At 60.4% G+C, this 23,643-nt stretch carries 33 protein-coding genes; 26 read left to right on the top strand and 7 right to left on the bottom strand.

Going from position 1 to position 23,643, the window contains the following annotated elements:
- Positions 1-5: 5 nt before the first annotated feature.
- The 19 genes from C5F53_RS12650 to C5F53_RS12560 all read left to right on the top strand — a co-directional run bounded on the left by C5F53_RS12650 (position 6) and on the right by C5F53_RS12560 (position 13,113).
- Complete coding sequence (locus C5F53_RS12650; RefSeq protein WP_105261726.1) at positions 6-356, top strand: ferredoxin; 351 nt, start codon at positions 6-8, stop codon at positions 354-356.
- A 69-nt stretch (positions 357-425) separates the two neighbouring features.
- The gene (locus C5F53_RS12645; RefSeq protein WP_105261725.1) at positions 426-1,055 is read left to right on the top strand and encodes an alpha/beta hydrolase; all 630 of its coding nucleotides are present in this window, start codon (positions 426-428) and stop codon (positions 1,053-1,055) included.
- Positions 1,056-1,080: 25 nt separating this feature from the next.
- Positions 1,081-2,265, top strand: coding sequence for a D-alanyl-D-alanine carboxypeptidase family protein (locus tag C5F53_RS12640; protein ID WP_201740843.1), 1,185 nt, complete (start codon positions 1,081-1,083; stop codon positions 2,263-2,265).
- A gap of 116 nt (positions 2,266-2,381) precedes the next feature.
- On the top strand, positions 2,382-2,759 hold the full coding sequence (gene rpsL / locus C5F53_RS12635) for a 30S ribosomal protein S12 (RefSeq protein WP_011466063.1): 378 nt from the start codon (positions 2,382-2,384) through the stop codon (positions 2,757-2,759).
- 177 nt (positions 2,760-2,936) lie between these two features.
- Entirely contained in the window at positions 2,937-3,410 is a 474-nt protein-coding gene (gene rpsG, locus C5F53_RS12630; protein WP_105261723.1) for a 30S ribosomal protein S7, read from the top strand.
- A gap of 146 nt (positions 3,411-3,556) precedes the next feature.
- The gene (fusA, locus tag C5F53_RS12625) at positions 3,557-5,659 is read left to right on the top strand and encodes an elongation factor G (RefSeq protein ID WP_105261722.1); all 2,103 of its coding nucleotides are present in this window, start codon (positions 3,557-3,559) and stop codon (positions 5,657-5,659) included.
- A 152-nt stretch (positions 5,660-5,811) separates the two neighbouring features.
- Positions 5,812-7,002 (top strand): elongation factor Tu, encoded by a 1,191-nt coding sequence (tuf, locus tag C5F53_RS12620; protein WP_105261721.1) that lies wholly within the window; start codon positions 5,812-5,814, stop codon positions 7,000-7,002.
- Between the two features lie 23 nt (positions 7,003-7,025).
- The gene (gene rpsJ, locus C5F53_RS12615; RefSeq protein WP_068674876.1) at positions 7,026-7,340 is read left to right on the top strand and encodes a 30S ribosomal protein S10; all 315 of its coding nucleotides are present in this window, start codon (positions 7,026-7,028) and stop codon (positions 7,338-7,340) included.
- A gap of 199 nt (positions 7,341-7,539) precedes the next feature.
- Entirely contained in the window at positions 7,540-8,214 is a 675-nt protein-coding gene (gene rplC, locus C5F53_RS12610; protein ID WP_105261720.1) for a 50S ribosomal protein L3, read from the top strand.
- On the top strand, positions 8,214-8,834 hold the full coding sequence (gene rplD, locus C5F53_RS12605) for a 50S ribosomal protein L4 (protein WP_094476239.1): 621 nt from the start codon (positions 8,214-8,216) through the stop codon (positions 8,832-8,834). Before rplC ends, rplD begins: the two co-directional genes overlap by 1 nt.
- Positions 8,835-8,842: 8 nt before the next feature.
- Positions 8,843-9,166 (top strand): 50S ribosomal protein L23, encoded by a 324-nt coding sequence (gene rplW / locus C5F53_RS12600; RefSeq protein ID WP_105261719.1) that lies wholly within the window; start codon positions 8,843-8,845, stop codon positions 9,164-9,166.
- 2 nt (positions 9,167-9,168) lie between these two features.
- On the top strand, positions 9,169-9,993 hold the full coding sequence (gene rplB, locus C5F53_RS12595) for a 50S ribosomal protein L2 (RefSeq protein ID WP_105261718.1): 825 nt from the start codon (positions 9,169-9,171) through the stop codon (positions 9,991-9,993).
- Positions 9,994-10,004: 11 nt separating this feature from the next.
- On the top strand, positions 10,005-10,283 hold the full coding sequence (gene rpsS / locus C5F53_RS12590) for a 30S ribosomal protein S19 (RefSeq protein ID WP_094476242.1): 279 nt from the start codon (positions 10,005-10,007) through the stop codon (positions 10,281-10,283).
- Between the two features lie 10 nt (positions 10,284-10,293).
- The gene (gene rplV, locus C5F53_RS12585) at positions 10,294-10,623 is read left to right on the top strand and encodes a 50S ribosomal protein L22 (protein WP_075585605.1); all 330 of its coding nucleotides are present in this window, start codon (positions 10,294-10,296) and stop codon (positions 10,621-10,623) included.
- A gap of 16 nt (positions 10,624-10,639) precedes the next feature.
- Entirely contained in the window at positions 10,640-11,536 is an 897-nt protein-coding gene (gene rpsC, locus C5F53_RS12580; RefSeq protein WP_105261717.1) for a 30S ribosomal protein S3, read from the top strand.
- A gap of 2 nt (positions 11,537-11,538) precedes the next feature.
- Positions 11,539-11,955 (top strand): 50S ribosomal protein L16, encoded by a 417-nt coding sequence (rplP, locus tag C5F53_RS12575; protein ID WP_029708121.1) that lies wholly within the window; start codon positions 11,539-11,541, stop codon positions 11,953-11,955.
- 16 nt (positions 11,956-11,971) lie between these two features.
- Positions 11,972-12,181, top strand: a complete 210-nt coding sequence (gene rpmC, locus C5F53_RS12570; RefSeq protein WP_105261716.1) for a 50S ribosomal protein L29 — start codon at positions 11,972-11,974, stop codon at positions 12,179-12,181.
- A 10-nt stretch (positions 12,182-12,191) separates the two neighbouring features.
- Entirely contained in the window at positions 12,192-12,461 is a 270-nt protein-coding gene (gene rpsQ, locus C5F53_RS12565; protein WP_105261715.1) for a 30S ribosomal protein S17, read from the top strand.
- 145 nt (positions 12,462-12,606) lie between these two features.
- The gene (locus tag C5F53_RS12560; protein ID WP_105261714.1) at positions 12,607-13,113 is read left to right on the top strand and encodes a peroxiredoxin; all 507 of its coding nucleotides are present in this window, start codon (positions 12,607-12,609) and stop codon (positions 13,111-13,113) included.
- A 21-nt stretch (positions 13,114-13,134) separates the two neighbouring features.
- Here C5F53_RS12560 and C5F53_RS12555 read toward each other — a convergent pair whose 3' ends face one another.
- Positions 13,135-13,638, bottom strand: coding sequence for a GNAT family N-acetyltransferase (locus C5F53_RS12555; protein WP_105261713.1), 504 nt, complete (start codon positions 13,636-13,638; stop codon positions 13,135-13,137).
- Position 13,639: 1 nt separating this feature from the next.
- Positions 13,640-14,302 carry a cytochrome b/b6 domain-containing protein gene (locus C5F53_RS12550; protein ID WP_105261712.1) on the bottom strand — a complete coding sequence of 221 codons (663 nt, stop codon included), beginning with the start codon at positions 14,300-14,302 and terminating at the stop codon, positions 13,640-13,642.
- Positions 14,303-14,480: 178 nt separating this feature from the next.
- Here C5F53_RS12550 and C5F53_RS12545 point away from each other — a divergent pair, with 178 nt between their 5' ends.
- On the top strand, positions 14,481-14,933 hold the full coding sequence (locus C5F53_RS12545; protein ID WP_105261711.1) for a cytochrome c: 453 nt from the start codon (positions 14,481-14,483) through the stop codon (positions 14,931-14,933).
- 19 nt (positions 14,934-14,952) lie between these two features.
- On the opposite strand, the gene C5F53_RS12540 is transcribed toward C5F53_RS12545, so the two are convergent.
- Entirely contained in the window at positions 14,953-15,450 is a 498-nt protein-coding gene (locus tag C5F53_RS12540) for a TlpA disulfide reductase family protein (RefSeq protein WP_105261710.1), read from the bottom strand.
- A 15-nt stretch (positions 15,451-15,465) separates the two neighbouring features.
- Between C5F53_RS12540 and C5F53_RS12535 the strand changes: the two genes are divergently transcribed.
- The 6 genes from C5F53_RS12535 (at position 15,466) to ptsP (ending at position 20,503) form a co-directional block, all read left to right on the top strand.
- Complete coding sequence (locus C5F53_RS12535) at positions 15,466-16,170, top strand: DUF4197 domain-containing protein (protein WP_105261709.1); 705 nt, start codon at positions 15,466-15,468, stop codon at positions 16,168-16,170.
- The gene (locus C5F53_RS12530) at positions 16,167-16,697 is read left to right on the top strand and encodes a hypothetical protein (protein ID WP_105261708.1); all 531 of its coding nucleotides are present in this window, start codon (positions 16,167-16,169) and stop codon (positions 16,695-16,697) included. Before C5F53_RS12535 ends, C5F53_RS12530 begins: the two co-directional genes overlap by 4 nt.
- Positions 16,694-17,917, top strand: a complete 1,224-nt coding sequence (locus tag C5F53_RS12525; protein ID WP_105261707.1) for a nitrate/nitrite transporter — start codon at positions 16,694-16,696, stop codon at positions 17,915-17,917. Before C5F53_RS12530 ends, C5F53_RS12525 begins: the two co-directional genes overlap by 4 nt.
- A 28-nt stretch (positions 17,918-17,945) precedes the next feature.
- Complete coding sequence (locus C5F53_RS12520) at positions 17,946-18,392, top strand: PTS sugar transporter subunit IIA (RefSeq protein ID WP_105261706.1); 447 nt, start codon at positions 17,946-17,948, stop codon at positions 18,390-18,392.
- Positions 18,361-18,630, top strand: coding sequence for an HPr family phosphocarrier protein (locus C5F53_RS12515; protein WP_105261705.1), 270 nt, complete (start codon positions 18,361-18,363; stop codon positions 18,628-18,630). The genes C5F53_RS12520 and C5F53_RS12515 overlap by 32 nt, the downstream gene beginning before the upstream one ends.
- Positions 18,631-18,715: 85 nt before the next feature.
- Complete coding sequence (ptsP, locus tag C5F53_RS12505) at positions 18,716-20,503, top strand: phosphoenolpyruvate--protein phosphotransferase (RefSeq protein ID WP_105261704.1); 1,788 nt, start codon at positions 18,716-18,718, stop codon at positions 20,501-20,503.
- A gap of 61 nt (positions 20,504-20,564) precedes the next feature.
- On the opposite strand, the gene C5F53_RS12500 is transcribed toward ptsP, so the two are convergent.
- The 4 genes from C5F53_RS12500 to C5F53_RS12485 all read right to left on the bottom strand — a co-directional run bounded on the left by C5F53_RS12500 (position 20,565) and on the right by C5F53_RS12485 (position 23,629).
- The gene (locus C5F53_RS12500; RefSeq protein ID WP_105261703.1) at positions 20,565-21,401 is read right to left on the bottom strand and encodes a DMT family transporter; all 837 of its coding nucleotides are present in this window, start codon (positions 21,399-21,401) and stop codon (positions 20,565-20,567) included.
- Positions 21,402-21,474: 73 nt separating this feature from the next.
- Positions 21,475-22,164 carry an AraC family transcriptional regulator gene (locus C5F53_RS12495; protein WP_105261702.1) on the bottom strand — a complete coding sequence of 230 codons (690 nt, stop codon included), beginning with the start codon at positions 22,162-22,164 and terminating at the stop codon, positions 21,475-21,477.
- Positions 22,165-22,174: 10 nt separating this feature from the next.
- A complete protein-coding gene (mgrA, locus tag C5F53_RS12490; protein ID WP_105261937.1) occupies positions 22,175-23,221 on the bottom strand; it encodes an L-glyceraldehyde 3-phosphate reductase in 1,047 nt (348 codons plus the stop codon).
- 78 nt (positions 23,222-23,299) lie between these two features.
- Positions 23,300-23,629 (bottom strand): multidrug efflux SMR transporter, encoded by a 330-nt coding sequence (locus tag C5F53_RS12485; RefSeq protein WP_105261701.1) that lies wholly within the window; start codon positions 23,627-23,629, stop codon positions 23,300-23,302.
- Positions 23,630-23,643 lie beyond the last annotated feature (14 nt).

The following is a 23,643-nucleotide window of genomic DNA, read 5'->3' as shown; positions in this document are numbered from 1 at the left end:
CCGCCATGACCCAAGCCATCGCACCCCAGAGCTCGTATTACGAGCGGCATATTTTCTTTTGCCTGAACGAGCGCAAGAATGGCGAGGCCTGCTGCGCCCAGTACCAGGCCCAGGAGGCTTTTGACCGCTGCAAACAGCAGGTCAAGGCGGCCGGGCTGTCCGGCCCGGGCCAGGTGCGGGTCAACAAGGCAGGCTGCCTGGACCGTTGTGCGGCCGGCCCCGTGGCCGTGGTCTACCCTGAGGCCGTCTGGTACAGCTTTGTCGATCTGCAGGACATTGACGAGATCGTCGAGTCCCACCTCAAAAACGGCAAGGTGGTCGAGCGGCTGGTGACGCCGGCCCACCTGGGGCGCTAATTTTAAGTCAAATAGGGCTCTAGCCCTTATGAATACTGCGCAAGCAGCTATTGAAATGATAGTGATTGCATGAATACATCCACCCAGAAATTCAGCCTGACGGGGCCTGCGGGCGCCCTGGAGGCCTTGCTGGACCTGCCGCCAGACGGTGTGGCGCCACGGGGTACGGCGGTGATTGCCCACCCGCACCCGTTGTTTGGCGGCACCATGGACAACAAGGTGGTGCAAACCATCGCGCGTGCTTTTGTGCTGTCCGGTTGGCGCGCGGTGCGGTTCAATTTTCGGGGTGTGGGTGCCAGCGAAGGCGCGTATGACGAAGGCCGTGGCGAGTTGCAGGACCTGCTGGCGGTGGTGGCCCACAGTGCGCCCGAGGGCGCGTTGGCGCTGGCCGGGTTTTCGTTTGGTGCTTTTGTGACCAGCCATGCCGTAGCCGCCTTGGCCGCCCGCGACCCTGCCGCGGTGGTGCTAGTCGGTACGGCGGCCAGCCGCTTTACGGTGGCGCCGATTGCCCCCGAGCTGCACGATTGCACGCTGGTGCTGCACGGCGAGGCCGACGACACCGTGCCCTTGGCCGATGCCATGGCCTGGGCACGGCCACAAACCCTGCCGGTCACGGTAGTGCCCGGGGGCGGTCACTTCTTTCATGGACAATTGCCGCTTCTGCGCAGTCTGGTCGCGCGCCATTTGCGCACCGTGTAAGTTTTTTTCTCTCTTCTTCCCTCCCATGAAATCCTTTATTGCGGCCTTGTTGGCCTCTGTGTGCTTGGCCGTCTCCGCCCAAGTCCCCCAACCCCCGGAAATTGCCGCTCGCGCCTACCTGCTGGTGGATGTGACCGCCAATCAGATCCTGGCTTCCAAAGACATGGACATGCCGGTGGAGCCTGCGTCTCTGACCAAGTTGATGACGGCCTATCTGGTGTTTGATGCCTTGCGCAGCAAGAAAATTGACTTCAAACAGGCCCTGCCGGTGAGTGAGCGTGCCTGGAAGATGCCGGGTTCCCGCATGTTCATCGACCCCAAGATGCAGGTGCCCGTGGAGGATTTGATCAAGGGCATGATTGTGCAAAGCGGCAACGACGCCACCATGGCGTTGGCCGAAGGCGTGGGCGGCACTGCGGAGCGTTTTGTTCAGATGATGAACGAGCAGGCCAAGGTGCTGGGCATGAAAAATTCAGGGTTCAAGAATCCCGAGGGCCTGACCGAGGCGGGCCACACCACCACTGCGCGCGACCTGAGCATTCTGGCCACCCGCCTGATGTCGGACTTCCCTGAATATGTGCACTTTTATGCCATCAAGAAGTACCGTTACCCCGGCACCCCTGCCGCCAACGACAGCAACCGCAACCTGTTGTTGTTTCGCGACCCGACCGTGGATGGCCTGAAAACCGGGCATACCGATGCCGCGGGTTACTGCTTGGTGGCCACCGCCAAGCGCGACTTCCCCCATTTGGTCTCTGCGGGCGCATCCGCGGGGTCTGCCGCTGCGACTGGCAGCCGCCGCCTTTTGTCCATCGTGCTGGGGGCCGACAGCGAAAACGCCCGTGCCAACGAATCGCAGAAGCTCTTGAACTGGGGCTACACGGCCTTTGAGGCGGTCAAGCTGTTTGATGCCAACCAGGCCGTGGTGACCCCCAAGGTCTGGAAAGGCAGTGCTTCCGAGGTGAAGGTCGGCAAAAAGCAGGCGCTGATCGTGGCGGTGCCCGCGGGTACGGCCAGCCGCCTCAAAACTGAAGTGGTACGCAATGAACCCGTCGTGGCCCCGGTAGCGGCAGGCCAGCAACTGGCCACGTTGCGGGTTTTGGCCGGTGAGCAAACTGTGGCCGAAGTGCCACTGGTGGCGCTTGACCGGGTGGAGCAGGCCGGCATCTTCGGCCGGGCCTGGGACGGCATTCGCCTCTGGATCCGCTGACGGCCGCCGCGCATGTATTGCGTGTAAACCCTCAATCTGGTACATTAGAAGGCTTTTCGGAAATTCCGAAGAGATTCACGTTTTCGTAATATTTCAAACGTTTAGGGACGTTTTCAATGCCAACCATTAACCAGCTCGTGCGTCAAGGCCGTGAGGTCGAGACCATCAAGTCGAAGAGCCCTGCGATGCAGAACTCTCCGCAGCGTCGCGGTGTGTGCACCCGTGTGTACACCACAACGCCTAAAAAGCCCAACTCCGCTCTGCGTAAAGTCGCCAAAGTGCGCTTGACCAACGGTTTTGAAGTCATTTCCTACATCGGCGGTGAAGGCCACAACCTGCAAGAACACAGCGTAGTGCTGGTTCGCGGCGGTCGTGTCAAGGATTTGCCCGGTGTGCGTTACCACATCGTCCGCGGTTCGCTGGACTTGCAAGGCGTGAAAGACCGCAAGCAGTCTCGCTCCAAGTACGGTGCCAAAAAGCCAAAGGCCAAATAATTTGACCTGGGCCCATCGCTGCAAGGCTTTGGATCCGAAAAATAAGAGGTGTTTGTTTGCTGCGTGGCGCAGTAGATAAACGAAGTGACCCGCTGTTTGGGTCGAGTAAGTGAGAGTCTTATTGATTAACTCTCGCGGTGCCTGCAAAGGTGCCAACTGAAGCAAAGAGGTGAAAAAATGCCACGTCGTCGCGAAGTCCCTAAACGTGAAATCCTGCCGGATCCCAAGTTCGGCAATGTAGAGCTGTCCAAATTCATGAACGTGATCATGGAAGGCGGCAAGAAGGCTGTAGCCGAGCGCATCATTTACGGTGCCCTCGAACTGATCGCCAAGAAGCACCCTGATAAAGACCCAGTGGAAGCTTTCACTGTCGCTATCAACAACGTCAAGCCCATGGTGGAAGTGAAATCCCGCCGCGTGGGTGGTGCCAACTACCAGGTGCCTGTGGAAGTGCGTCCGGTTCGTCGCCTGGCTTTGTCCATGCGCTGGATCAAGGAAGCCGCCCGCAAGCGTGGCGAAAAGTCCATGGCCCAGCGCCTGGCCAACGAAATGTTGGAAGCCACTGAAGGCCGTGGCGGCGCCATGAAGAAGCGTGACGAAGTGCACCGCATGGCTGAAGCCAACAAGGCTTTCTCCCACTTCCGTTTCTAAAAACGGACCCCGCGGCTTTCAAGTGGCGGGCTGGTCCTGGCGGCGCAATGGCGCTGTCATCTGGGCCATCCACACTTTGAAGGCCGCACGCCACGCTGCGCTGTGCAGTTGGCGGTTTACAGAATTTGATCAAACAAGGATCCATCATGGCTCGCACTACTCCCATTGAGCGCTACCGCAACATCGGTATTTCTGCGCACATTGACGCCGGCAAAACCACTACCACCGAGCGTATTCTGTTTTATACCGGTGTGAACCACAAGATTGGTGAAGTGCACGATGGTGCGGCCACCATGGACTGGATGGAGCAAGAGCAAGAGCGTGGTATCACGATCACGTCTGCTGCCACGACCTGCTTCTGGAAGGGCATGGATGCTTCCTTCCCCGAGCACCGCATCAACATCATTGACACCCCCGGGCACGTGGACTTCACGATTGAAGTCGAGCGTTCGATGCGCGTGCTGGACGGCGCTTGCATGGTGTACTGCGCTGTGGGTGGCGTGCAGCCCCAGTCCGAGACCGTGTGGCGCCAGGCGAACAAGTACAAAGTGCCTCGTTTGGCCTTTGTGAACAAGATGGACCGTACCGGTGCCAACTTCTTCAAGGTGGTGGAGCAGATGAAGCTGCGCCTGAAGGCCAGCCCTGTGCCAATCGTGATCCCAATCGGCGCTGAAGAAAACTTCACCGGTGTGGTTGATCTGCGCAAGATGAAAGCCATCATCTGGGACGAAGCGTCCCAGGGCATGAAGTTCACCTTCGAAGAGATTCCGGCAGACCTCGTGGCTACCGCCAAAGAGTGGCGCGAAAAGATGGTGGAAGCTGCGGCCGAAGCGTCTGAAGAGCTAATGAACAAGTACCTGGAAGAGGGTGAGCTGACCGAAGAGGAAATCACCGCCGGTCTGCGTACACGTACCATCGCTGGCGAAATCCAGCCGATGTTGTGTGGCACTGCCTTCAAGAACAAGGGTGTGCAGCGCATGCTGGACGCCGTCATTGAACTGATGCCTTCTCCGCTGGACGTGAAGGCCATCAAGGGCTTTGACGAAGACGAAAAAGAAGTGACTCGTAAGGCTGACGACAGCGAAAAGTTTGCTGCCTTGGCATTCAAGTTGATGACTGACCCGTTTGTGGGCCAGCTGACATTTGTGCGTGTGTACTCTGGCGTTCTGAAAAAGGGCGACACCGTTTACAACGCGGTGCGCGGCAAAAAAGAGCGTATCGGTCGTATCGTGCAAATGCACGCCAACAACCGTGAAGAAGTCGATGAAATCCGCGCTGGCGACATCGCTGCATGCGTGGGTTTGAAAGACGTGACCACCGGTGAAACCCTGTGTGATCCTTCCGCTGTCATCACGCTGGAACGCATGGTGTTCCCTGACTCGGTGATTCGCCAGGCAGTAGAGCCCAAGACCAAGGCTGACCAGGAAAAAATGGGTATTGCTCTGAGCCGTTTGGCCGCAGAAGATCCTTCTTTCCGCGTGCAGACCGACGAAGAGTCGGGCCAGACCATCATTGGTGGTCAGGGCGAGCTGCACTTGGAAATCATTGTGGACCGCATGAAGCGCGAATTCGGCGTGGAAGCCAACGTGGGCAAGCCCCAGGTTGCTTACCGCGAAACCATCCGTAAGCAAGTGGTGGATGTCGAAGGCAAGTTTGTGCGCCAGTCTGGTGGTAAGGGTCAGTACGGCCACGTGGTGTTCACCGTTGAACCCAACGAAGCCGGCAAGGGCTTCCAGTTCGTCGACGCCATCAAGGGCGGCGTGGTGCCTCGCGAGTACATTCCTGCTGTTGAAAAGGGCGTGATCGAAGCCTTGAACCAGGGCGTGATGGCTGGCTACCCCGTAGTGGACGTCAAGGTGACCTTGACTTTCGGTTCGTACCACGATGTGGACTCGAACGAAAACGCGTTCAAGATGGCTGCTATCTTTGGTTTCAAGGAAGGTTGCCGCAAGGCCAACCCTGTGATTCTGGAGCCCATGATGGCTGTGGAAGTGGAAACACCTGAAGACTACGCCGGTAACGTGATGGGCGATCTGTCCAGCCGCCGCGGCATGGTGCAGGGCATGGACGACATGGTCGGTGGCGGTAAAGCCATCAAGGCTGAAGTGCCCCTGTCCGAAATGTTTGGCTACTCCACCACCCTGCGTTCCATGTCGCAAGGTCGTGCCACGTACACGATGGAATTCAAGCACTACGCGGAAGCCCCACGTAACGTGTCTGAAGCCATCATGGCAGCGCGCGCAAAGTAATGGGTTTGCGGGGCAGATCTTTGGCTCTGTCCTCAACTGATTGAAGAATTGTCTGCGACAGTGTGCCGCTCTGTGCCCGTGCGGAGCGAACTAGCAACACTGTGCAGACATAAAACCAACACACGGGTATAGCTCTTTTGGAGAATTGAAAAATGGGTAAAGAAAAATTCACACGAACCAAGCCACACGTCAACGTAGGCACGATTGGCCACGTGGACCACGGCAAGACGACACTGACAGCCGCCATCACCACCGTGTTGGCAGCCAAGTTTGGCGGCTCTGCCAAGGCGTACGACCAGATCGACGCGGCACCTGAAGAAAAAGCACGCGGTATTACCATCAACACCGCCCACGTGGAATACGAAACGGCCAACCGCCACTACGCCCACGTCGACTGCCCCGGACACGCCGACTATGTGAAGAACATGATCACTGGCGCTGCCCAAATGGACGGCGCCATCCTGGTCTGCTCTGCTGCTGACGGCCCTATGCCCCAAACCCGCGAGCACATTCTGTTGGCTCGTCAGGTGGGCGTGCCCTACATCATCGTGTTCCTGAACAAGTGCGACATGGTGGACGATGCTGAACTGTTGGAGCTGGTCGAAATGGAAGTTCGCGAACTCCTCGACAAGTACGACTTCCCAGGCGACAAGACCCCCATCATCCACGGCTCTGCCAAACTCGCCATGGAAGGCGACAAGGGTGAACTGGGCGAAGGCGCCATCATGAAACTGGCCGACGCACTGGACAGCTACATCCCTCTGCCTGAGCGTGCTGTTGACGGCGCATTCCTGATGCCCGTGGAAGACGTGTTCTCCATCTCTGGCCGTGGCACCGTGGTGACTGGCCGTATCGAGCGCGGTGTGGTCAAGGTTGGCGAAGAAATCGAAGTCGTCGGTATCGCTGACACCCAGAAGACCACCTGCACCGGCGTGGAAATGTTCCGCAAGCTGCTGGACCAAGGCCAAGCTGGCGACAACGTCGGTATCCTGTTGCGCGGCACCAAGCGTGAAGACGTGCAGCGCGGCCAAGTGCTGTGCAAGCCCGGCTCCATCAAGCCCCACACCCACTTCACTGGCGAGATCTATGTCTTGTCCAAGGATGAGGGCGGCCGCCACACCCCTTTCTTCAACAACTACCGCCCCCAGTTCTACTTCCGTACTACGGACGTGACCGGTGCGATCGAGTTGCCAGAAGGCAAGGAAATGGTCATGCCTGGTGACAACGTGTCGATCACTGTGAAGCTGATCAACCCCATCGCCATGGAAGAAGGTCTGCGCTTCGCTATCCGCGAAGGTGGCCGTACCGTCGGCGCTGGCGTGGTCGCGAAAATCATCGCGTAATTCGCACAAACTAAGGAATTACGATGGCTGCCAAGCAAAAAATCCGCATTCGCCTGAAGGCGTTTGACTACAAGCTGATTGACCAATCGGCTGCTGAAATCGTCGACACCGCCAAGCGTACCGGTGCGATTGTCAAGGGCCCCGTGCCTTTGCCAACCCGCATGAAGCGTTTTGACATCCTGCGTTCACCCCACGTGAACAAGGCCAGTCGCGACCAGTTTGAAATTCGTACACACCAGCGTCTGATGGACATCGTTGATCCAACAGACAAGACGGTTGACGCGCTGATGAAGCTCGATCTGCCTGCTGGCGTGGACGTTGAAATCAAGCTGCAGTAAGAAATAGTGGCCCCGGATGTCAATCCGGGGCTTCTGACTGGCGGGAAAAGCAGGGGCTTGTGTGAATCACAAGCCCGCGCTATACTCGCTGGCTCTGTCCGATGTGCTTTTGTGCGCGGGCTGAGTTTTATTAACAGTCTCTCACGCAAAAACGCTGTAGCCAATTGAAGTTGCAGCGGTGGGAGTTACGGAGAAAACAATGAGTCTTAGCAATCACTTAGGGTTGCTGGGTCGCAAGGTTGGCATGATGCGCCTATTCACCGACGACGGGGATGCAGTTCCTGTTACGGTGGTAGACGTGTCCAACAACCGCGTGACGCAGGTCAAAACCCAAGAGAACGATGGCTACGTTGCCTTGCAGGTAACGTTCGGTGCACGCAAAGCTTCGCGTGTGACCAAGCCAGTTGCCGGTCACCTTGCCAAGGCAGGTGTGGAAGCCGGTGAAATCATCCAGGAATTCCGCATTACTGCTGACGTTGCTGCAAAGTACGCCGCTGGTGCGACTGTGCCTGTGGCTGATGTGTTTGTTGTGGGCCAAAAAGTGGACGTGCAAGGCACCTCCATTGGTAAAGGCTACGCCGGTACCATCAAGCGCCACAACATGAGCTCGCAACGTGCTTCGCACGGTAACAGCCGTTCGCACAACGTTCCCGGTTCCATCGGTATGGCACAAGACCCAGGTCGCGTGTTCCCCGGTAAGCGCATGACGGGCCATTTGGGCGATGTCACCAAAACCACGCAGAACCTCGATGTGATCCGCATCGACGAAGCGCGTCAATTGCTGCTGATCAAGGGTGCAATCCCCGGTGCAGCAGGTGGTTTTGTAACCGTCCGTCCCGCAGTCAAGGCTAAAGCAGCGAAAGGAGCGAACTGATGCAGCTCGAACTCCTGAATGACCAAGGTCAAGCCACGTCGAAATACGACGCGCCTGAAACCGTGTTTGGTCGTGAATACAACGAAGACCTCGTCCACCAAGTGGTGGTAGCGTTCCAGGCCAATGCCCGTCAAGGCACACGCGCCCAGAAGGATCGCGAGCAGGTCAAGCACTCGACCAAGAAGCCGTTCAAGCAAAAGGGAACGGGCCGCGCCCGTGCCGGTATGACTTCCTCGCCACTGTGGCGCGGAGGCGGCCGCATTTTCCCGAACATGCCCGACGAAAACTTCGGTCAAAAGATCAACAAGAAGATGTACCGCGCAGGTATGGCTTCCATCCTGTCTCAGCTGGCCCGCGAAGGCCGTCTGGCGGTGGTTGACTCCCTCAAGGTGGACTCTCCCAAGACCAAGCCTTTGGCAGCCAAATTCAAGGCGATGAACCTTGAATCCGTGCTGGTGATTGCTGACGAAGTGGATGAAAACCTGTACTTGGCATCTCGCAACCTGGTGAACATCCTGGTGGTTGAGCCTCGTTATGCAGATCCCCTGTCGTTGGTGCACTACCGCAAGGTGTTGGTGACCAAGGCCGCCATGGACAAACTCAAGGAGATGTTCGCATGAGCGCCCGTATGAACAACACGTCGAAAGTCAAGTACGACGAAGGTCGTTTGATGCAGGTTCTGGTTGCTCCCATCGTGTCTGAAAAGGCAACCATGGTGGCTGAAAAATCCAATGCTGTGACTTTCAAGGTGCTGCAAGACGCTACCAAGCCCGAAATCAAGGCCGCTGTGGAATTGATGTTCAAGGTGGAAGTGCAAGGCGTTTCTGTGGTGAACACAAAAGGCAAGGCCAAGCGCTTTGGCAAATCGAATGGCCGTCGCGACAACGTTCGCAAAGCCTACGTGATGCTCAAGCCCGGCCAAGAGCTGAACCTTGGTGGGGAGGCCGCGTAATCATGGCTGTCATTAAAATGAAACCTACTTCTCCAGGCCGTCGTGGCGTGGTGAAGATTTCGCGTGACCACCTGTACAAGGGTGCTCCTCACGCTGCGTTGCTGGAACCTCAATTCCAGCAAGCCGGTCGTAACAACAACGGCCACATCACCACCCGCCACAAGGGCGGTGGACACAAGCACCACTACCGCGTTGTTGACTTTGTCCGCAACAAGGACGGCATTCCTGCCAAGGTGGAACGCATTGAGTACGATCCCAACCGCTCTGCGCACATCGCTCTGGTGTGTTACGCCGACGGCGAACGCAAGTACATCATTGCCCCCCGTGGTCTGGAAGTCGGCGCAACCATCATGAATGGTTCCGAAGCTCCTATCCGCGTGGGTAACACTTTGCCTATCCGCAACATTCCAGTGGGTTCCATCATCCACTGCGTGGAACTGCAAGTGGGCAAGGGCGCACAGATCATCCGCTCTGCGGGTACCTCTGCAACCCTGTTGGCCCGTGAAGGCACCTACGCCCAGGTTCGCGTTCGCTCCGGTGAAGTTCGCAAGATCCACATCGATTGCCGTGCAACCATTGGCCAAGTCGCCAACGAAGAGCACAGCCTGCGCCGTCTGGGTAAAGCCGGTGTCAAGCGCTGGATGGGTATTCGCCCGACCGTTCGCGGTGTGGTGATGAACCCTGTGGACCACCCACACGGTGGTGGCGAAGGCAAGACTGGCGAAGGCCGTCATGCAGTCGATCCTTGGGGTAATCTGACCAAGGGTTACCGTACCCGTAACAACAAGCGCACGCAGGTCATGATCGTGTCGCGTCGCAAGAAGTAAGGGGTAGGTAAATGACTCGTTCTCTCAAAAAGGGTCCCTTTGTGGACCACCACCTGGTAGCCAAGACCGAAAAGGCCGTGGCAACCAAGGACAAGAAGCCGATTAAGACTTGGTCGCGTCGTTCCATGATCCTGCCCGATTTCATCGGCTTGACCATTGCTGTGCACAACGGCAAACAGCACGTGCCTGTCTATATCACCGATCAAATGGTTGGCCACAAGTTGGGTGAGTTCGCTCTGACCCGTACTTTCAAGGGTCACCCTGCGGACAAAAAAGTCCAGAAGAAATAAGGAGGTGACCATGGAAACTCGTGCAACCCTTCGTGGCGTCCGTTTGTCGGTAGACAAAGGTCGTCTGGTCGCGGACCTGATCCGTGGCAAAAAAGTTGACCAAGCTCTGAACATCTTGCAGTTCACACAGAAAAAAGCTGCTGTGATCATCAAGAAGGTTCTGGAGTCCGCCATTGCCAACGCTGAGCACAATGACGGCGCCGATATCGACGAACTGAAGGTGAAAACCATCTACGTCGAGCAAGGTGCTTCGTTGCGTCGCTTCACAGCACGTGCCAAAGGCCGTGGCAATCAAATCCGCAAGCCCACGTGCCACGTGTACGTGACGGTTGGTAACTGAAAGAGGCCAGGAAGATATGGGACAAAAAATCCACCCAACCGGCTTTCGCTTGGCGATCAGCCGTAATTGGTCTTCTCGTTGGTACGCTAGCAACCGCGATTTCGCGGGCATGCTGGCCGAAGACATTAAGGTGCGTGAGTACCTGAAGGCCAAGTTGAAGAACGCTTCGGTGTCGCGCATTCTGATCGAGCGTCCTGCAAAGAACGCACGTATCACCATTTTCTCGGCACGTCCGGGTGTGGTGATCGGCAAGAAAGGCGAAGACATCGAAAACCTCAAGCGCGAACTGGGCAAACAGCTCGGCGTGCCTGTGGCTGTGAACATCGAAGAAGTGCGCAAGCCCGAAATCGACGCCAAATTGATCGCTGACAGCATCACGCAGCAATTGGAAAAGCGGATCATGTTCCGCCGTGCCATGAAGCGCGCTATGCAAAACGCCATGCGTCTGGGTGCCCTGGGCATCAAGATCATGTCGTCCGGTCGTCTGAACGGCATTGAAATCGCCCGTTGCGAGTGGTACCGCGAAGGTCGCGTGCCACTTCACACATTGCGCGCTGACATTGACTACGGTACTTCCGAAGCCAAGACCACGTACGGCATCATTGGTGTGAAGGTCTGGGTCTACAAGGGTGACACCTTGGGCCGTAACGACTTGCCCGCTGCTGTGGAGCCTCGCGCTGAAGAAGAGCGTCGCCCCCGTGGTCCCCGCCGCGATGACCGCGGTGGTGCCCGTCCAGGTGCTGACCGCGCAGCTCCCCGTGGCGCTCGTCGTCCCGTGGGCGCCAACGCAGCCCCTGCCGATGGCAGCGACAAGCCCGCAGAAGCACTTGGTGCCGATGCAAACAAACCAGCCGTTAAGCGCGTTCGCAAAGTCGCCGCGCCAGCTGCAGCAGCTGACGGTAAAGGAGAATAACCATGTTGCAACCCGCTCGCCGGAAATACCGCAAAGAGCAAAAAGGCCGTAACACCGGCATTGCGACCCGAGGAAGCTCGGTCGCATTCGGTGACTTCGGTCTCAAATGTACTGACCGCGGCCGTCTGACGGCTCGCCAGATCGAAGCTGCACGTCGTGCAATTTCCCGTCACGTGAAGCGTGGCGGCCGTATCTGGATTCGCGTGTTCCCTGACAAGCCGATCTCTCAAAAGCCTGCTGAAGTGCGTATGGGTAACGGTAAAGGTAACCCCGAGTACTACGTGGCTGAAATCCAGCCCGGCAAGATCGTGTTTGAAATCGTCGGTGTGCCTGAAGAGCTGGCACGCGAGGCATTCCGTTTGGCTGCGGCCAAGCTGCCTCTGCGTACCACTTTCGTGGCACGCATGATTGGTCAGTAATTCAGGAGAACTCGAAATGACGAAAGCTGCTGAACTGCGGACCAAAGACGTTGCCGGACTGACATCGGAAGTCAAAGCGCTGCAAAAAGCTCACTTTGGCCTGCGTATGCAAAAGGCTACACAACAACTCAACAACACCGCTACGCTGCGCACTGCGCGCCGTGATATTGCTCGCGCCAAGACCATTCTTGTCGAGAAGCAAAGCGCTGATAAATCCGCCAAATAAGGAGCGATAAATGACGGAAGCTAAAAAATCCCTCAAGCGCACCTTGATTGGCAAGGTGGTCAGCGACAAGCGTTCGAAGACAGTGACTGTACTGATCGAGCGTCGCGTGAAGCATGAGCTGTACGGAAAAATCGTGGCAAAAACCAGCAAGTACCACGCCCATGACGAAAAGGGCGAGTACAAGTTGGGTGATGTCATCGAAATCACCGAAAGCAAGCCCATTTCCAAAACCAAGAACTGGGTTGCGACCCGCTTGGTGGAAAAGGCTGCTGCAGTCTAAGCCTATCGGCTTTGTTCACTGCAAGTGACTTCAAAACGGCCCACAATGTGGGCCGTTTTGCTTTGGCTCACAAGCGCTACGCGCCGTAGTGAGTCCAATCGCAAGCGATTGAACATTCCCTTCCCCTTACTTGTTAGGAGCACACATGATCAAAGTCGGCGACACCCTGCCATCGGCCACCCTGATGGAATATATGGACGTGGAGGGAGAGGGTTGCAGCATTGGCCCCAACCCCGTGGATGTGGGCAAAGCGACCGCAGGCAAGACCATTGCCCTGTTCGCGCTGCCTGGTGCCTTTACTCCCACATGTTCGGCCAAACATGTGCCCGGTTATGTGGAGCAAGCCGCTGCCTTTCAGGCGGCGGGTGTGGACGAGATCTGGTGCGTCAGCGTCAATGACGCGTTTGTGATGGGTGCTTGGGCCCGTGAGCAAAAGACTGCGGGCAAGGTGCGCATGCTGGCCGACGGCAGCGCCGCATTTGCCCAAGCCACCGGTCTGACCTTGGACCTTACCTCTAAGGGCATGGGCCTGCGCAGCAACCGCTACTCCATGCTGGTCAAAGACGGCAAGGTCAGTGCCTTGAACGTGGAAGGCCCTGGCAAGTTTGAGGTCAGCGACGCCGAGACCCTGTTGGCCCAGGCCAAGGCGTAAGCGTTGTAAACCGCGCCTACCTCAGAGATCCGCTTTGAGGTAGTGCGCGCCTGCAATCGGGTTGAAGTAATACGGCGGTACTTCTTCAAACCCCAGCTCTTCGTACAGGGCCCGTGCGGCTTCCATATCGTCCAGGGTATCGAGCAGCACACAGTCATAGCCACTTTGGCGGGCCGCGTCGAGAATGCCTTCCGCCAGCAGGCGTCCCAGGCCGAGTCCGCGGTAGGCCGGACGTACAAACAGGCGCTTCATCTCTGCCGCATTGGGATAGTCCGTTGTGTCCAATGGGCGCAGCGCGCAGCAACCGGCAAGCACATCTCCCACCCGGGCAACCAGCAGTGTGCCCCGCGGTGCGGCGTATTCCCCTGGCAGTTCACGCAGTTCTTGCGCAAAGTTCTGAAAACACAGGTCTACCCCCAATTGGGTTGCGTACTCCTGAAACAGCTGCCGCAGGGCGTCCAGTTCTTCGGGGGTGCTCGGAATGTCCAGCACGGGTTGTTCTGTCGAGGGCAACGCGGAATCCATATCAGGCAGTCCAAATCAACAATGCCGCTACAGCGCCACCGCTGAGCGCGAGGACGCCTAGTGCCAGCAGGCGTGTAGCCAGGTCATCACGTGCGCTCGGCACACCAAGCTCGGTTTGTTTGTCGCCCCACACCATGGGGGCCACCAGGTTCTGCTTCTTCTTGACACGGTAGAACACGATGGCGGCCAGGTGCAGGAACACCAAGGCCAACAGGATGAACTTCCCGATGTCGGTGTGGTAATCGCTTGCGCGGCTCACCCATTCACCCGTGGCGAACTTGGACAGGGGGCCGGAGGTGGCGATTTCGTCGTCACTGAACAGGCCGGTGGCAACCTGCAGCAGCGTGAACCCCAGCAGGCCCAGCACGGACAGGAAGCCCAGGGGGTTGTGTCCCACACCGTGTTCTGGAGCGCTGTGGCCGCTCAGGTAACGCCAGATGGTTGCGGGGCCGTACAAAAAATGCGTAAAGCGGGACCAGTGGCCGCCAACGAAGCCCCAGACCACCCGAAACAACAACAAGGCCAACACGCCGTACCCCAGACGGAAGTGCCAGTCCATCCAGCTGCCGCCCACTTGCCCCGTGACCACCAGGCCTGTAACCCCCGCGGCCAGCAGCCAGTGGAACAGGCGGGTGGGCAAGTCCCACACACGGGTTGTTTGCATAAGCACTCCTTGATAACGCCGGGTCTGCCGCCCCAAGGGCGAACGCGCAATGTATCACTGCTGCGCACAGGGGCCACCACCTGGTAGTTACCCTAGGGTGTGGTTTCTGCCAGAACTAATTGGGCGGACGGGGGCTCTACCGGCCGCTAACTTCCCTTCACCCCACCAAGGACGTCCGATGAAAAAATTAGCCTCCCTGATTCTGCTCAGCGCCATTGCCACTCTGTCTGGGCCCGCTATGGCCCAGTTTGCCAAGGCGGAAGATGCCATCAAGTACCGCCAGAGCGCCTTGTTTGTTATGCAGCAGAACTTTGGGCGGATTGCCGCGATGGCCGCGGGTCGGGCGCCGTTGGACGCCAAAGTGGCGGCTGAGAGCGCCGAGGTGGCGACCTATATGAGCAAGCTGCCTTGGGCTGCCTTTGGGGAAGGCACGGACAAGGGCGCCCCCACCAAGGCCAAGGCCGAAATTTGGAGCAACAAGGCCAAGTTCAACGACTACGCCGAAAAAATGCAGGGCGAGATGAACAAACTCAACGCAGCGGCCAAAACGGGCAACCTGGACAGTATCAAAGCCGCAGTGGGGGCGGCGAGTGGCAGCTGTAAGACCTGCCACGACGCCTTCCGCTCTTAAAAGGGCGGCGTGGCCTTGCTCAGGATTCCTTGAGCAGGGTTTCGATCAACTGGTGCAGCTCGGGCATATTGGGTTCGCCCACATACTGCTTCACGATTTCGCCGCGTTTGTTGACCAGATAGCTGGTGGGCGTGATGCCCACTTCACCCCAGGCCCTGGCCACGGCGCCGGTGTTGTCAATGGCCACATCAAACGGCAACTTCCGGGTCTGGACAAAGTTGACCACGTAGCTAGGCGGGTCGTAGGCCATGGCCACGGCCACCGTGCCGTAGCCCTGGGATTTGTACTTCTCGAAGGTGGAGACCAGCTTGGGCATCTCGGCCACACAGGTCACACAGCTGGTGGCCCAGAAATTCACCAGGGTCACCTTGCCCTGCAAGGCCGAAGAGGGTTTTTGCGAACCATCCAGCAACACAAAGGTCGATACCGGTGCCGCTTTGCTCTGGGTCAGCAGCACACCGCCCACGACCAGGGCGACAGCGGCTACGATGCTGGCAACGACAATGTTTTTTTTCATGAATAGGTATTCCCCATGGACCGCCGACAGTTTAATTCCATCTCTTTGACCGCTGCTGCCCTGTGGACTGCGGCGTCTTTGCACCCCGCCCACGCGCTCAGTCTGGATGATTTGAGCAAGGCCGACGCCACCAAGGGCCTGAAAACCGCGCTCGAAAAGGGCGCACTGGCCGCCATTGGCATCTTGGGTGTGCAGGATGGATTCCTGGGCAACGAAAAAGTTCGCATTCCTTTGCCCGGTTACCTGGAAGACGCCGGCAAACTGCTGCGCACCTTTGGCCAAGGCGCCAAGGTGGACGAACTGGTCACCTCCATGAACCGCGGCGCCGAAGCCGCCGTGCCTATGGCCCGCGACCTGCTGCTCAAGGCAGTACAGGGCATGTCCGTCAATGACGCCAAGGGCATTTTGGGGGGCGGCGACACCGCGGTCACCCAGTTCTTCGCCGAAAAAACCCGCTCCCCGTTGGGTGTCAAGTTTCTGCCCATCGTGACCAAGGTCACCGAAAAAGTGGGCTTGGCCGACAAATACAACCAACTGGCCGGCAAGGCTTCTGAGATCGGGCTCATGAAAAAAGAGGATGCCAACATCCAGCAGTACGTGACCGGCAAAGCGCTGGACGGCCTGTTTTTCATGATCTCGGAAGAGGAAAAGAAGATCCGCCAAAACCCGGTGGCCTACGGCAGTTCCATCCTCACCAAAGTATTTGGCGCATTGAAGTGAGCGCCTTCACCCCCGTGCGCCGCTGGCTGCTGCCGGCGGTGCTGGCCGTGGTCGCGTGCAGCCCGGCGCTCAACTGGCGCCAGGTTCCGCTGGGCGGACTGCGCTTCTCCTTGCCCTGCAAACCTGACAAAGCCCAGCGCGAAGTGCCCCTGGCCGGCCTCAGCCTACCGTTGGAAATGCAGGGCTGCGAGGCCGGTGGCGCGCTGTTTGCCATCAGCCGTGCCCAGGTGGGCGACGCCACGGCCGTGCCCGCAGTGGTGCAGGCTTGGCGCGCCTCGGCGTTGGCCGCGTTGCGGGCCGAGGCGGGGGCAACACGCCCCGGGGTGGCGCCCAGTTACGCCGGCCTGCCTGGTGTGGCCAGTGCCCAGTGGCTGCACGTGACGGGCCAGCGCCCGCAGGGGGGGGCGGTGCAAGCGCAGCTCGGCTGGTTGGTGCTGGGCAGCGATATTTACCATCTGGCGGTGTATGCCGACCACCTGGGCGCGGACATGACCGAGCCCTTTTTCACGGACATTTCTCGCCCATGAGCCCCTTGAGTCCCCGCAAAGCGGTGCTGGTGTTCAGCGCTTTCGCGCTGGCCTATTTTTTGTCGGCGCTGATCCGCGCCATCACCGCCACCCTGGCGCCCACGCTGGTGCAGGAGTTCAGTCTGCAGTCGCGCGACCTGGGGCTGCTGGCGGGGGGCTATTTTTTGGGTTTTGCCGCCACCCAGCTGCCGCTGGGCCGCTGGCTGGACCGCTTGGGCCCCAAACGCGTGGAGATTGCCTTTTTGTCGCTGGCTGTGGTGGGTTGCCTGGCCTTTGCACTGGCGCAAAGTTTTTGGGGCCTGCTGGCGGCGCGGGTGTTGTGCGGTGCCGGCGTCAGCGCCTGCCTGATGGCGCCGCTGACTGGCTACCGCCGCTGGTACGCGCCCGAGCAGCAGATGCGCGCCAACTCCTGGATGTTGATGGTGGGCGCTTTTGGCATGGTGGCATCTACCTTGCCGGTGCAATGGTTGATGCCACTTTTGGGTTGGCGCGGCATTTTTGTGCTGCTGGGGGTGTTGGTGGCGGTGTCCATGCTGGCCATTGCCTGGCAGTCCCCCCCATGGCAGACCGAGACGAGCGCCGCGCCCACACCAGAAGGTGTGCTGGCGAGTTACCGCGAGGTCTGGCGCCACCCCTATTTCCGCAAGCTGGCGCCGCTGGGTTTCTTCAACTACGGCGGCATGGTGGCGATGCAGACGTTATGGGCCGGGCCCTGGATGGTCAAGGTGGCCGGGTACAGCGCGCTGCAGGCTGCGACGGGCCTGTTCTGGCTCAACGTGGCAATGCTGCTGGCCTACTGGTTGTGGGGGTGGGCCAACCCCTGGTTGTCGCGCCAGGGCCATACCGCGGACCGGTTGATCCGGTGGGGTATGCCGCTGAACTTTGTTTTGTTCGCTATTCTTTTGGTAGCTGGTGGCGCAATATCTACGCGGGCTACCGTGCTGTTTTCCTTGGTATGTGTGAGCTGCACCGTGGTGGCCCTGGCGCAGCCAGCGGTGGGCATGGCGTTCCCGGCGGCGCTGGCGGGGCGCGCGCTGTCGGCCTACAACCTGGTCATTTTCAGCGGTGTATTTGCCGTGCAGTGGGGCATTGGTTTGCTGCTGGACGGTTTCAAGGTGCTGGGCCTGGCCGAGGTCGCGGCCTACCAGGCGGCCTTTGGGGTTTACGGGCTGGCGTGCCTAGGGGCGTATCTGTATTTCTTGCGGGCAAAGGCGCCATAATCAAAGCCCACTCCGCAGACCCCTCTCCATGAACACCGGCATCCTCATCGTCGCCCACGCACCGCTGGCCAGTGCACTGCGCACGGCGGCCCTGCATGTGTATCCCGAAGCCGCCGCGGGTGTGCTGGCACTGGATGTGGCGGCCCAGGACAGCCCCGAACTTTCACGCGCCGCCGCCCAGGCGCTGCTGGCCCAGCTGGGCACCCCCCAAGCGCTGGTGCTGACCGATGTGTTTGGTGCCACCCCCTGCAACGTGGCGCAAAAAGTGGTGGACGGCATCCACAGCAAGCTGGTGGCCGGGGTGAACCTGCCCATGCTCTTGCGCACGGTCAATTACCGCCATGAAGCGCTGGACGTGCTGGTCACGCGGGCGCTGGCCGGTGGTGCCCAGTGCATCATGCAGGTGGCCGTGACCGCCCCCCAAAACCAACATCGCAAACCCCATGATCAGCACCAACACGACCATAGCCAATAAACTGGGCCTGCACGCCCGCGCATCGGCCAAACTCACCAAGCTGGCAGGCAGCTTTCCGTGCGAGGTGTGGATGGCCCGCGGCGACCGCCGCGTGAACGCCAAAAGCATCATGGGCGTGATGATGCTGGCCGCCGGCATTGGCACCGAAGTCACCCTGGAAACCAGCGGTGAGCGTGAGCAGGAAGCGATGGACGCATTGCTCGCCCTCATCAACGACAAATTCGGAGAGGGCGAATGACTGACCTGAGCGGCGCCGGGCCGTCCCAAGCCGCGAGCGCCCCCTTGGGGGGCAGCGAACCACGCGCAGCGGGGAGCGTGGGGGCATGACCTTCTCGATCCACGGTCTGGCCGTCTCGCGCGGCATTGCCATTGGCCGTGCGGTGCTGGTGGCGTCCAGTCGGGTGGATGTGGCGCATTACTTTGTCAAACCCGACCAGGTGGATGCCGAGATTGGCCGCGTGCGTGCCGGGCGTGACGCCGTGGTGGACGAGATTCACCGCTTGCAGGAGAGCATCACCCGCATGGGACCCAAGGAGGCGCCGCAGGAGCTGTCGGCCTTGCTGGACGTGCACCTGATGCTGTTGCAGGACGAGGAGCTGGTGTCCGGCGTGAAGCACTGGATCACCGACCGCCTCTACAACGCCGAGTGGGCGTTGACCACGCAGCTGGAAATCATTGCCCGCCATTTCGACGAAATGGAAGACGCCTACCTGCGCGAGCGCAAGGCCGACATGGAGCAAATCTGCGAGCGCATCCTGCGTGCCATGAAGGGCTCGCAGTCCCCCATCGTGCAGCCGGTGCAGCGTGGTGGGCGCAAACCCTCCCAACAAGACCTGCTGCTGGATGACACGGTGGACGTGCCGCTGGTGCTGATCGCACACGACCTGTCGCCCGCTGACATGCTGCAGTTCAAGCAGAGTGTGTTTGCCGGTTTTATTACCGATGTGGGGGGCAAAACCTCGCACACCGCCATCGTGGCGCGCAGCATGGACATTCCGGCCGTGGTGGGAGCCCGCACCTGCAGCCAGCTGGTCCGCCAGGACGACTGGGTCATCATCGACGGCGATGCCGGCGTGGTCATCGTCGACCCGTCGCCCATCATCCTGGCCGAGTACGGCTTCAAGCAGCGCCAGGGCGAGCTGGAGCGCGGCCGCCTGCAGCGCCTGCTGCACACGCCCGCCATCACCATGGACGACCAAAAGGTGCAGCTGCTGGCCAACATCGAGATGCCGGAGGACGCCCAGGTCGCGCTCAAGGCCGGTGCGCTGGGTGTGGGCCTGTTCCGCAGCGAGTTTTTGTTCATGGGCCGCCAGGGCCGCTTGCCCGACGAAGAAGAGCAGTACCAGGCCTACAAAAAAGCGGTGGAAGGCATGCAGGGCCTGCCGGTCACCATCCGCACCGTGGATGTGGGGGCCGACAAACCGCTGGACGATTCGGTGCGCGACAACGCCCACCTGAACCCCGCGCTGGGCCTGCGCGCCATCCGCTGGAGCCTGGCCGACCCCGGCATGTTTTTGACCCAGTTGCGCGCGATTTTGCGTGCCGCGGCGCATGGCAAGGTGCGCATGCTGATCCCCATGCTGGCCCATGCCAGCGAGATCCGCCAGACCATCGCCCACATCGAGAAGGCGCGCGCGCAGCTGGACCGGCGGGGCGTGGCGTACGGGCCCATCCAGCTTGGCGCGATGATCGAGATTCCAGCCGCGGCGTTGAGCCTGCGCCTGTTCCTCAAGTACTTCGATTTCCTCTCCATCGGCACCAACGACCTGATCCAGTACACGCTGGCAATCGACCGGGCCGACGAGTCGGTGGCCCATTTGTACGACCCGCTGCACCCCGCCGTGCTGCGCCTGGTGGCCGACACCATTGCCGAAGGCCGGGCCCAGGGCAAGGACGTGAGTGTGTGTGGCGAGATGGCCGGCGACGTGACCATGACGCGCCTGCTGCTGGGCCTGGGCCTGCGCAGCTTCTCCATGCACCCGGCGCAGATCCTGGCCGTCAAGCAGGAGATCCTGCGCGCCGATGCCAGCAAGCTGGAAGCTTGGGCGCAGGGTGTGTGTGATGCCGAAGAGCCCGGCGAGGAACTCAGCAGCCGGCCCATGCCGCTATAAAAATAGGAGCTGCTCGCGCAATACTGCCGCGTGCTAGAGGTCGATTTGGCTTGTAATTGGCCTACTTGCCGGCGCGTGAGCCCAGCACCGCGGCGCCCACAATCATCACCGCGGCCAGCGCCACCGAAGCACTGGGCCATTCCCCCCGCAACCACAACAGCGCCAGTGTGGACAACAACGGGGTGAGGAAAGACAACACGCCAATCTGCCGCGCATCGCCGCGTTTGAGCGCCGCATCCCACAGATAAAACGCGCCACCCAGCGGGCCCAGGCCCATGGCGGCCAGCAGGGCCCAGTCGTGGGCGCTCAAATCAACCGGGGTTTCCAGCAGCGCATGGCACAAGAGTGAGAGCAGGCCCGACACCAGGCCAAACAGGCCAATCGCCGCGCTGGGGAAGGCCGGCACGCGCCGTGTCAGCAGCGAGTAACTGGCCCAGATAAAGGCCGAGCCCAAGGCGGGGATGTAGCCCCATGCGAAGCCACCTTGTAAGTCGCGCCCGCCCACAATGGCCAGCGCCGCGCCGGCAAAGCCCAGAAAGGCCGCCGCTATGTGCAGACCGTGCAGCCGCATGCCGGGCAAAAACAGTGGCGCCATCAGCACAATGCCCAGCGGCCACAGGTAGTTCACCAGATTGGCCTGCACGGGTGGCGCATGGCGCAGCGCAATAAACAGCAAAAAGTGAAACCCAAATAGCCCGTACACCCCCAGCGCCAGAGTGGGGGCGGGCACCTTCCACTGCTGCACCCGGCCGCGTGACAACACCAGCCCAATCAGGCTGCCAATCAGCAGGCCGCAGCCGGTCAGCAAAAACGGGGGCACATGGCCGAGCGATACGCCCAGCGGGGCGAGTGAGCCCCAGAGGGCAATGGCCGCGAGGGCGAGAAAAGTGGCTTGCATGGTGACAAGCTTAGCCGCAGGGACTAGTGCGCAACGACGGTGGGTTGTCGCCCAACCACGGTGCTGCCGGTGTTCAGTGTCGGGTGTGCTGGCGCAGCGCGGCGGTTAGGGCCGATGCCGATTGGTAGCCACAGCGCCCGGCAATGTCGGCCATGGCCAAGCCCTGGGCGCGCAGCTGGCGGGCGCGTTGCAGCCGCAGGTCGCGCAGCCACTGCATGGGCCGCATGCCGGTTTCGTGCTGGCAGCGCACGGCAAATTGGGTGGGACTCAGAAACACCTGTTGCGCCAGGTCGGCCACGGTGAGTGGCGTGTGCAACTGCTGCTGGCACCACGTGGTCAGGCTGTTCCAGTCGATGCGGCGTTGGCTGCGGGCGGGGCGGGTTTGTGGCGCACGCCAGCAGTCCAGCAGCAACAGCGGGCCGTAGTGCTGGGCCAGGCTGTCCTGCCGGGCCAGGGCCAGTTGCAGGTAACGCGCCAGGGCCAGCGCAGTCGCCGGCTGCACCGGGGCGCCCACGGCCTGGGCCCAGCCGGCTTCGGCCGTGTCCAGCACCAGGCAGTGCGCCTTGCCGTCGGCTTCAAAGTCATGCCGCTCACCCGGCGCAATCACACAGCCACTGCCGGCGGTGACGCGTTGGCCGCGGCCTTGCACTTCCAGCTCCAGCGTGCCTTCCAGGCCTAGCAACACCTGGAAATGGTCGTGCGCATGGCTACCCGGCGATGGGCCGTACTGGCGCAGCGACAGGGAGCCATGGGCGGCGTGCATCGTCAGTTCTTTAGGCCAGGCGCTGGTCCGTGGAAGGGCGTTTCCACAGGTTGATGCCACCGTCCACCGCGTGTTGATCAATCGTTGCCAGCTCGTCGGCGCTGAAGGTCAGGTTGCTCATGGCACCCACCAGGTCAACGATCTGCTCAGGCTTGCTTGCGCCAATCAGCGCGGACGTGACGCGCTTGTCGCGCAGCACCCAGGCCGTGGCCATTTGCGCCAGGCTCTGGCCGCGTGCCTGGGCGATGTCGTTGAGCGCACGCACGTGTTTGAGGTTTTGCTCGCTCAGGTGGTCCTTGTTGAACGATCCACCGCCGGGGCGGTTGATGCGGGCGTCGGCCGGCACGCCGTTGAGGTACTTGTTGGTCAGCAGGCCCTGGGCCAGCGCGCTGAAGGCGATGCAGCCCATGCCGGTCTCATCCAGTGCGTCCAGCAGGTCTTCTTCGATCCAGCGGTTCATGAGGCTGTACGACGGTTGGTGGATCAGCATGGGCACGCCCATGCTCTTGAGGATGGCCGCAGCTTCGCGCGTTTTGGTGCCCGAGTAGCTGCTGATGCCGGCGTACAGCGCCTTGCCCTGTTGAACGGCCGTGGCCAGTGCGCCCATGGTTTCTTCCAGCGGGGTGTCGGGGTCAAAGCGATGGCTGTAGAAGATGTCCACGTACTCCAGGCCCATGCGTTTCAGGCTCTGGTCCAGGCTGGCCAGCACGTACTTGCGCGAACCGCCGCCCTGGCCGTAGGGGCCGGGCCACATGTCGTAGCCAGCCTTGCTGGAGATGATCAGCTCGTCGCGGTAGGGTTTGAAGTCGCGGCGCAGGTGTTCGCCAAAGTTGGTCTCGGCGCTGCCGTAGGGCGGGCCGTAGTTGTTGGCCAGGTCGAAGTGGGTGATACCCAGGTCAAAGGCTGTGCGCAGCATGTCGCGCTGGGTCTGGAAAGGCGTGGCATCGCCAAAGTTGTGCCACAGGCCCAGCGACACCGCGGGCAGTTTGAGGCCGCTTTTGCCGCAATAGCGGTAGGGGACACGTCCGTCGTAACGGTCAGAGGCTGCGTGGTACATGGTGCGCTTCACAAAAAAGGTGGAACAACGAAGTGCAGCATTGTGGCCTTTTTTGGGGGCGCCTGAAGGCGCAGGGTTTCAGTGCACCACCACCTTGGAAAACAGGTTGATGACCAGCACACCGGCCACGATCAGACCGATGCCGAGGATGGCAGCGCCATCGAGCACCTGCTGGTACAGCAACCAGCCGGCGATGGACACCAGCACCACGCCGGCTCCGGCCCAGATGGCATAGGCAATGCCCACCGGGATGCTGCGCAGGGTGAGCGACAGAAAGAAAAAGGCCAGCCCGTAACCCGCCACCACCAGCGCCGACGCTTGCCAGCGTGTGAAACCTTCCGTGGCCTTGAGGGCCGAGGTGGCCACCACCTCGCAGGCAATGGCAATCGCCAGGTACAACCAGTTCATGCGCGGGGCCCGGG

The organism is Rhodoferax sp. TS-BS-61-7, assembly GCF_002943465.1.
Classification (GTDB): domain Bacteria; phylum Pseudomonadota; class Gammaproteobacteria; order Burkholderiales; family Burkholderiaceae_C; genus Allorhodoferax.
Note: the sequence above shows the minus strand (reverse complement) of the source record. Positions and strands in the feature narration are given on the sequence as shown.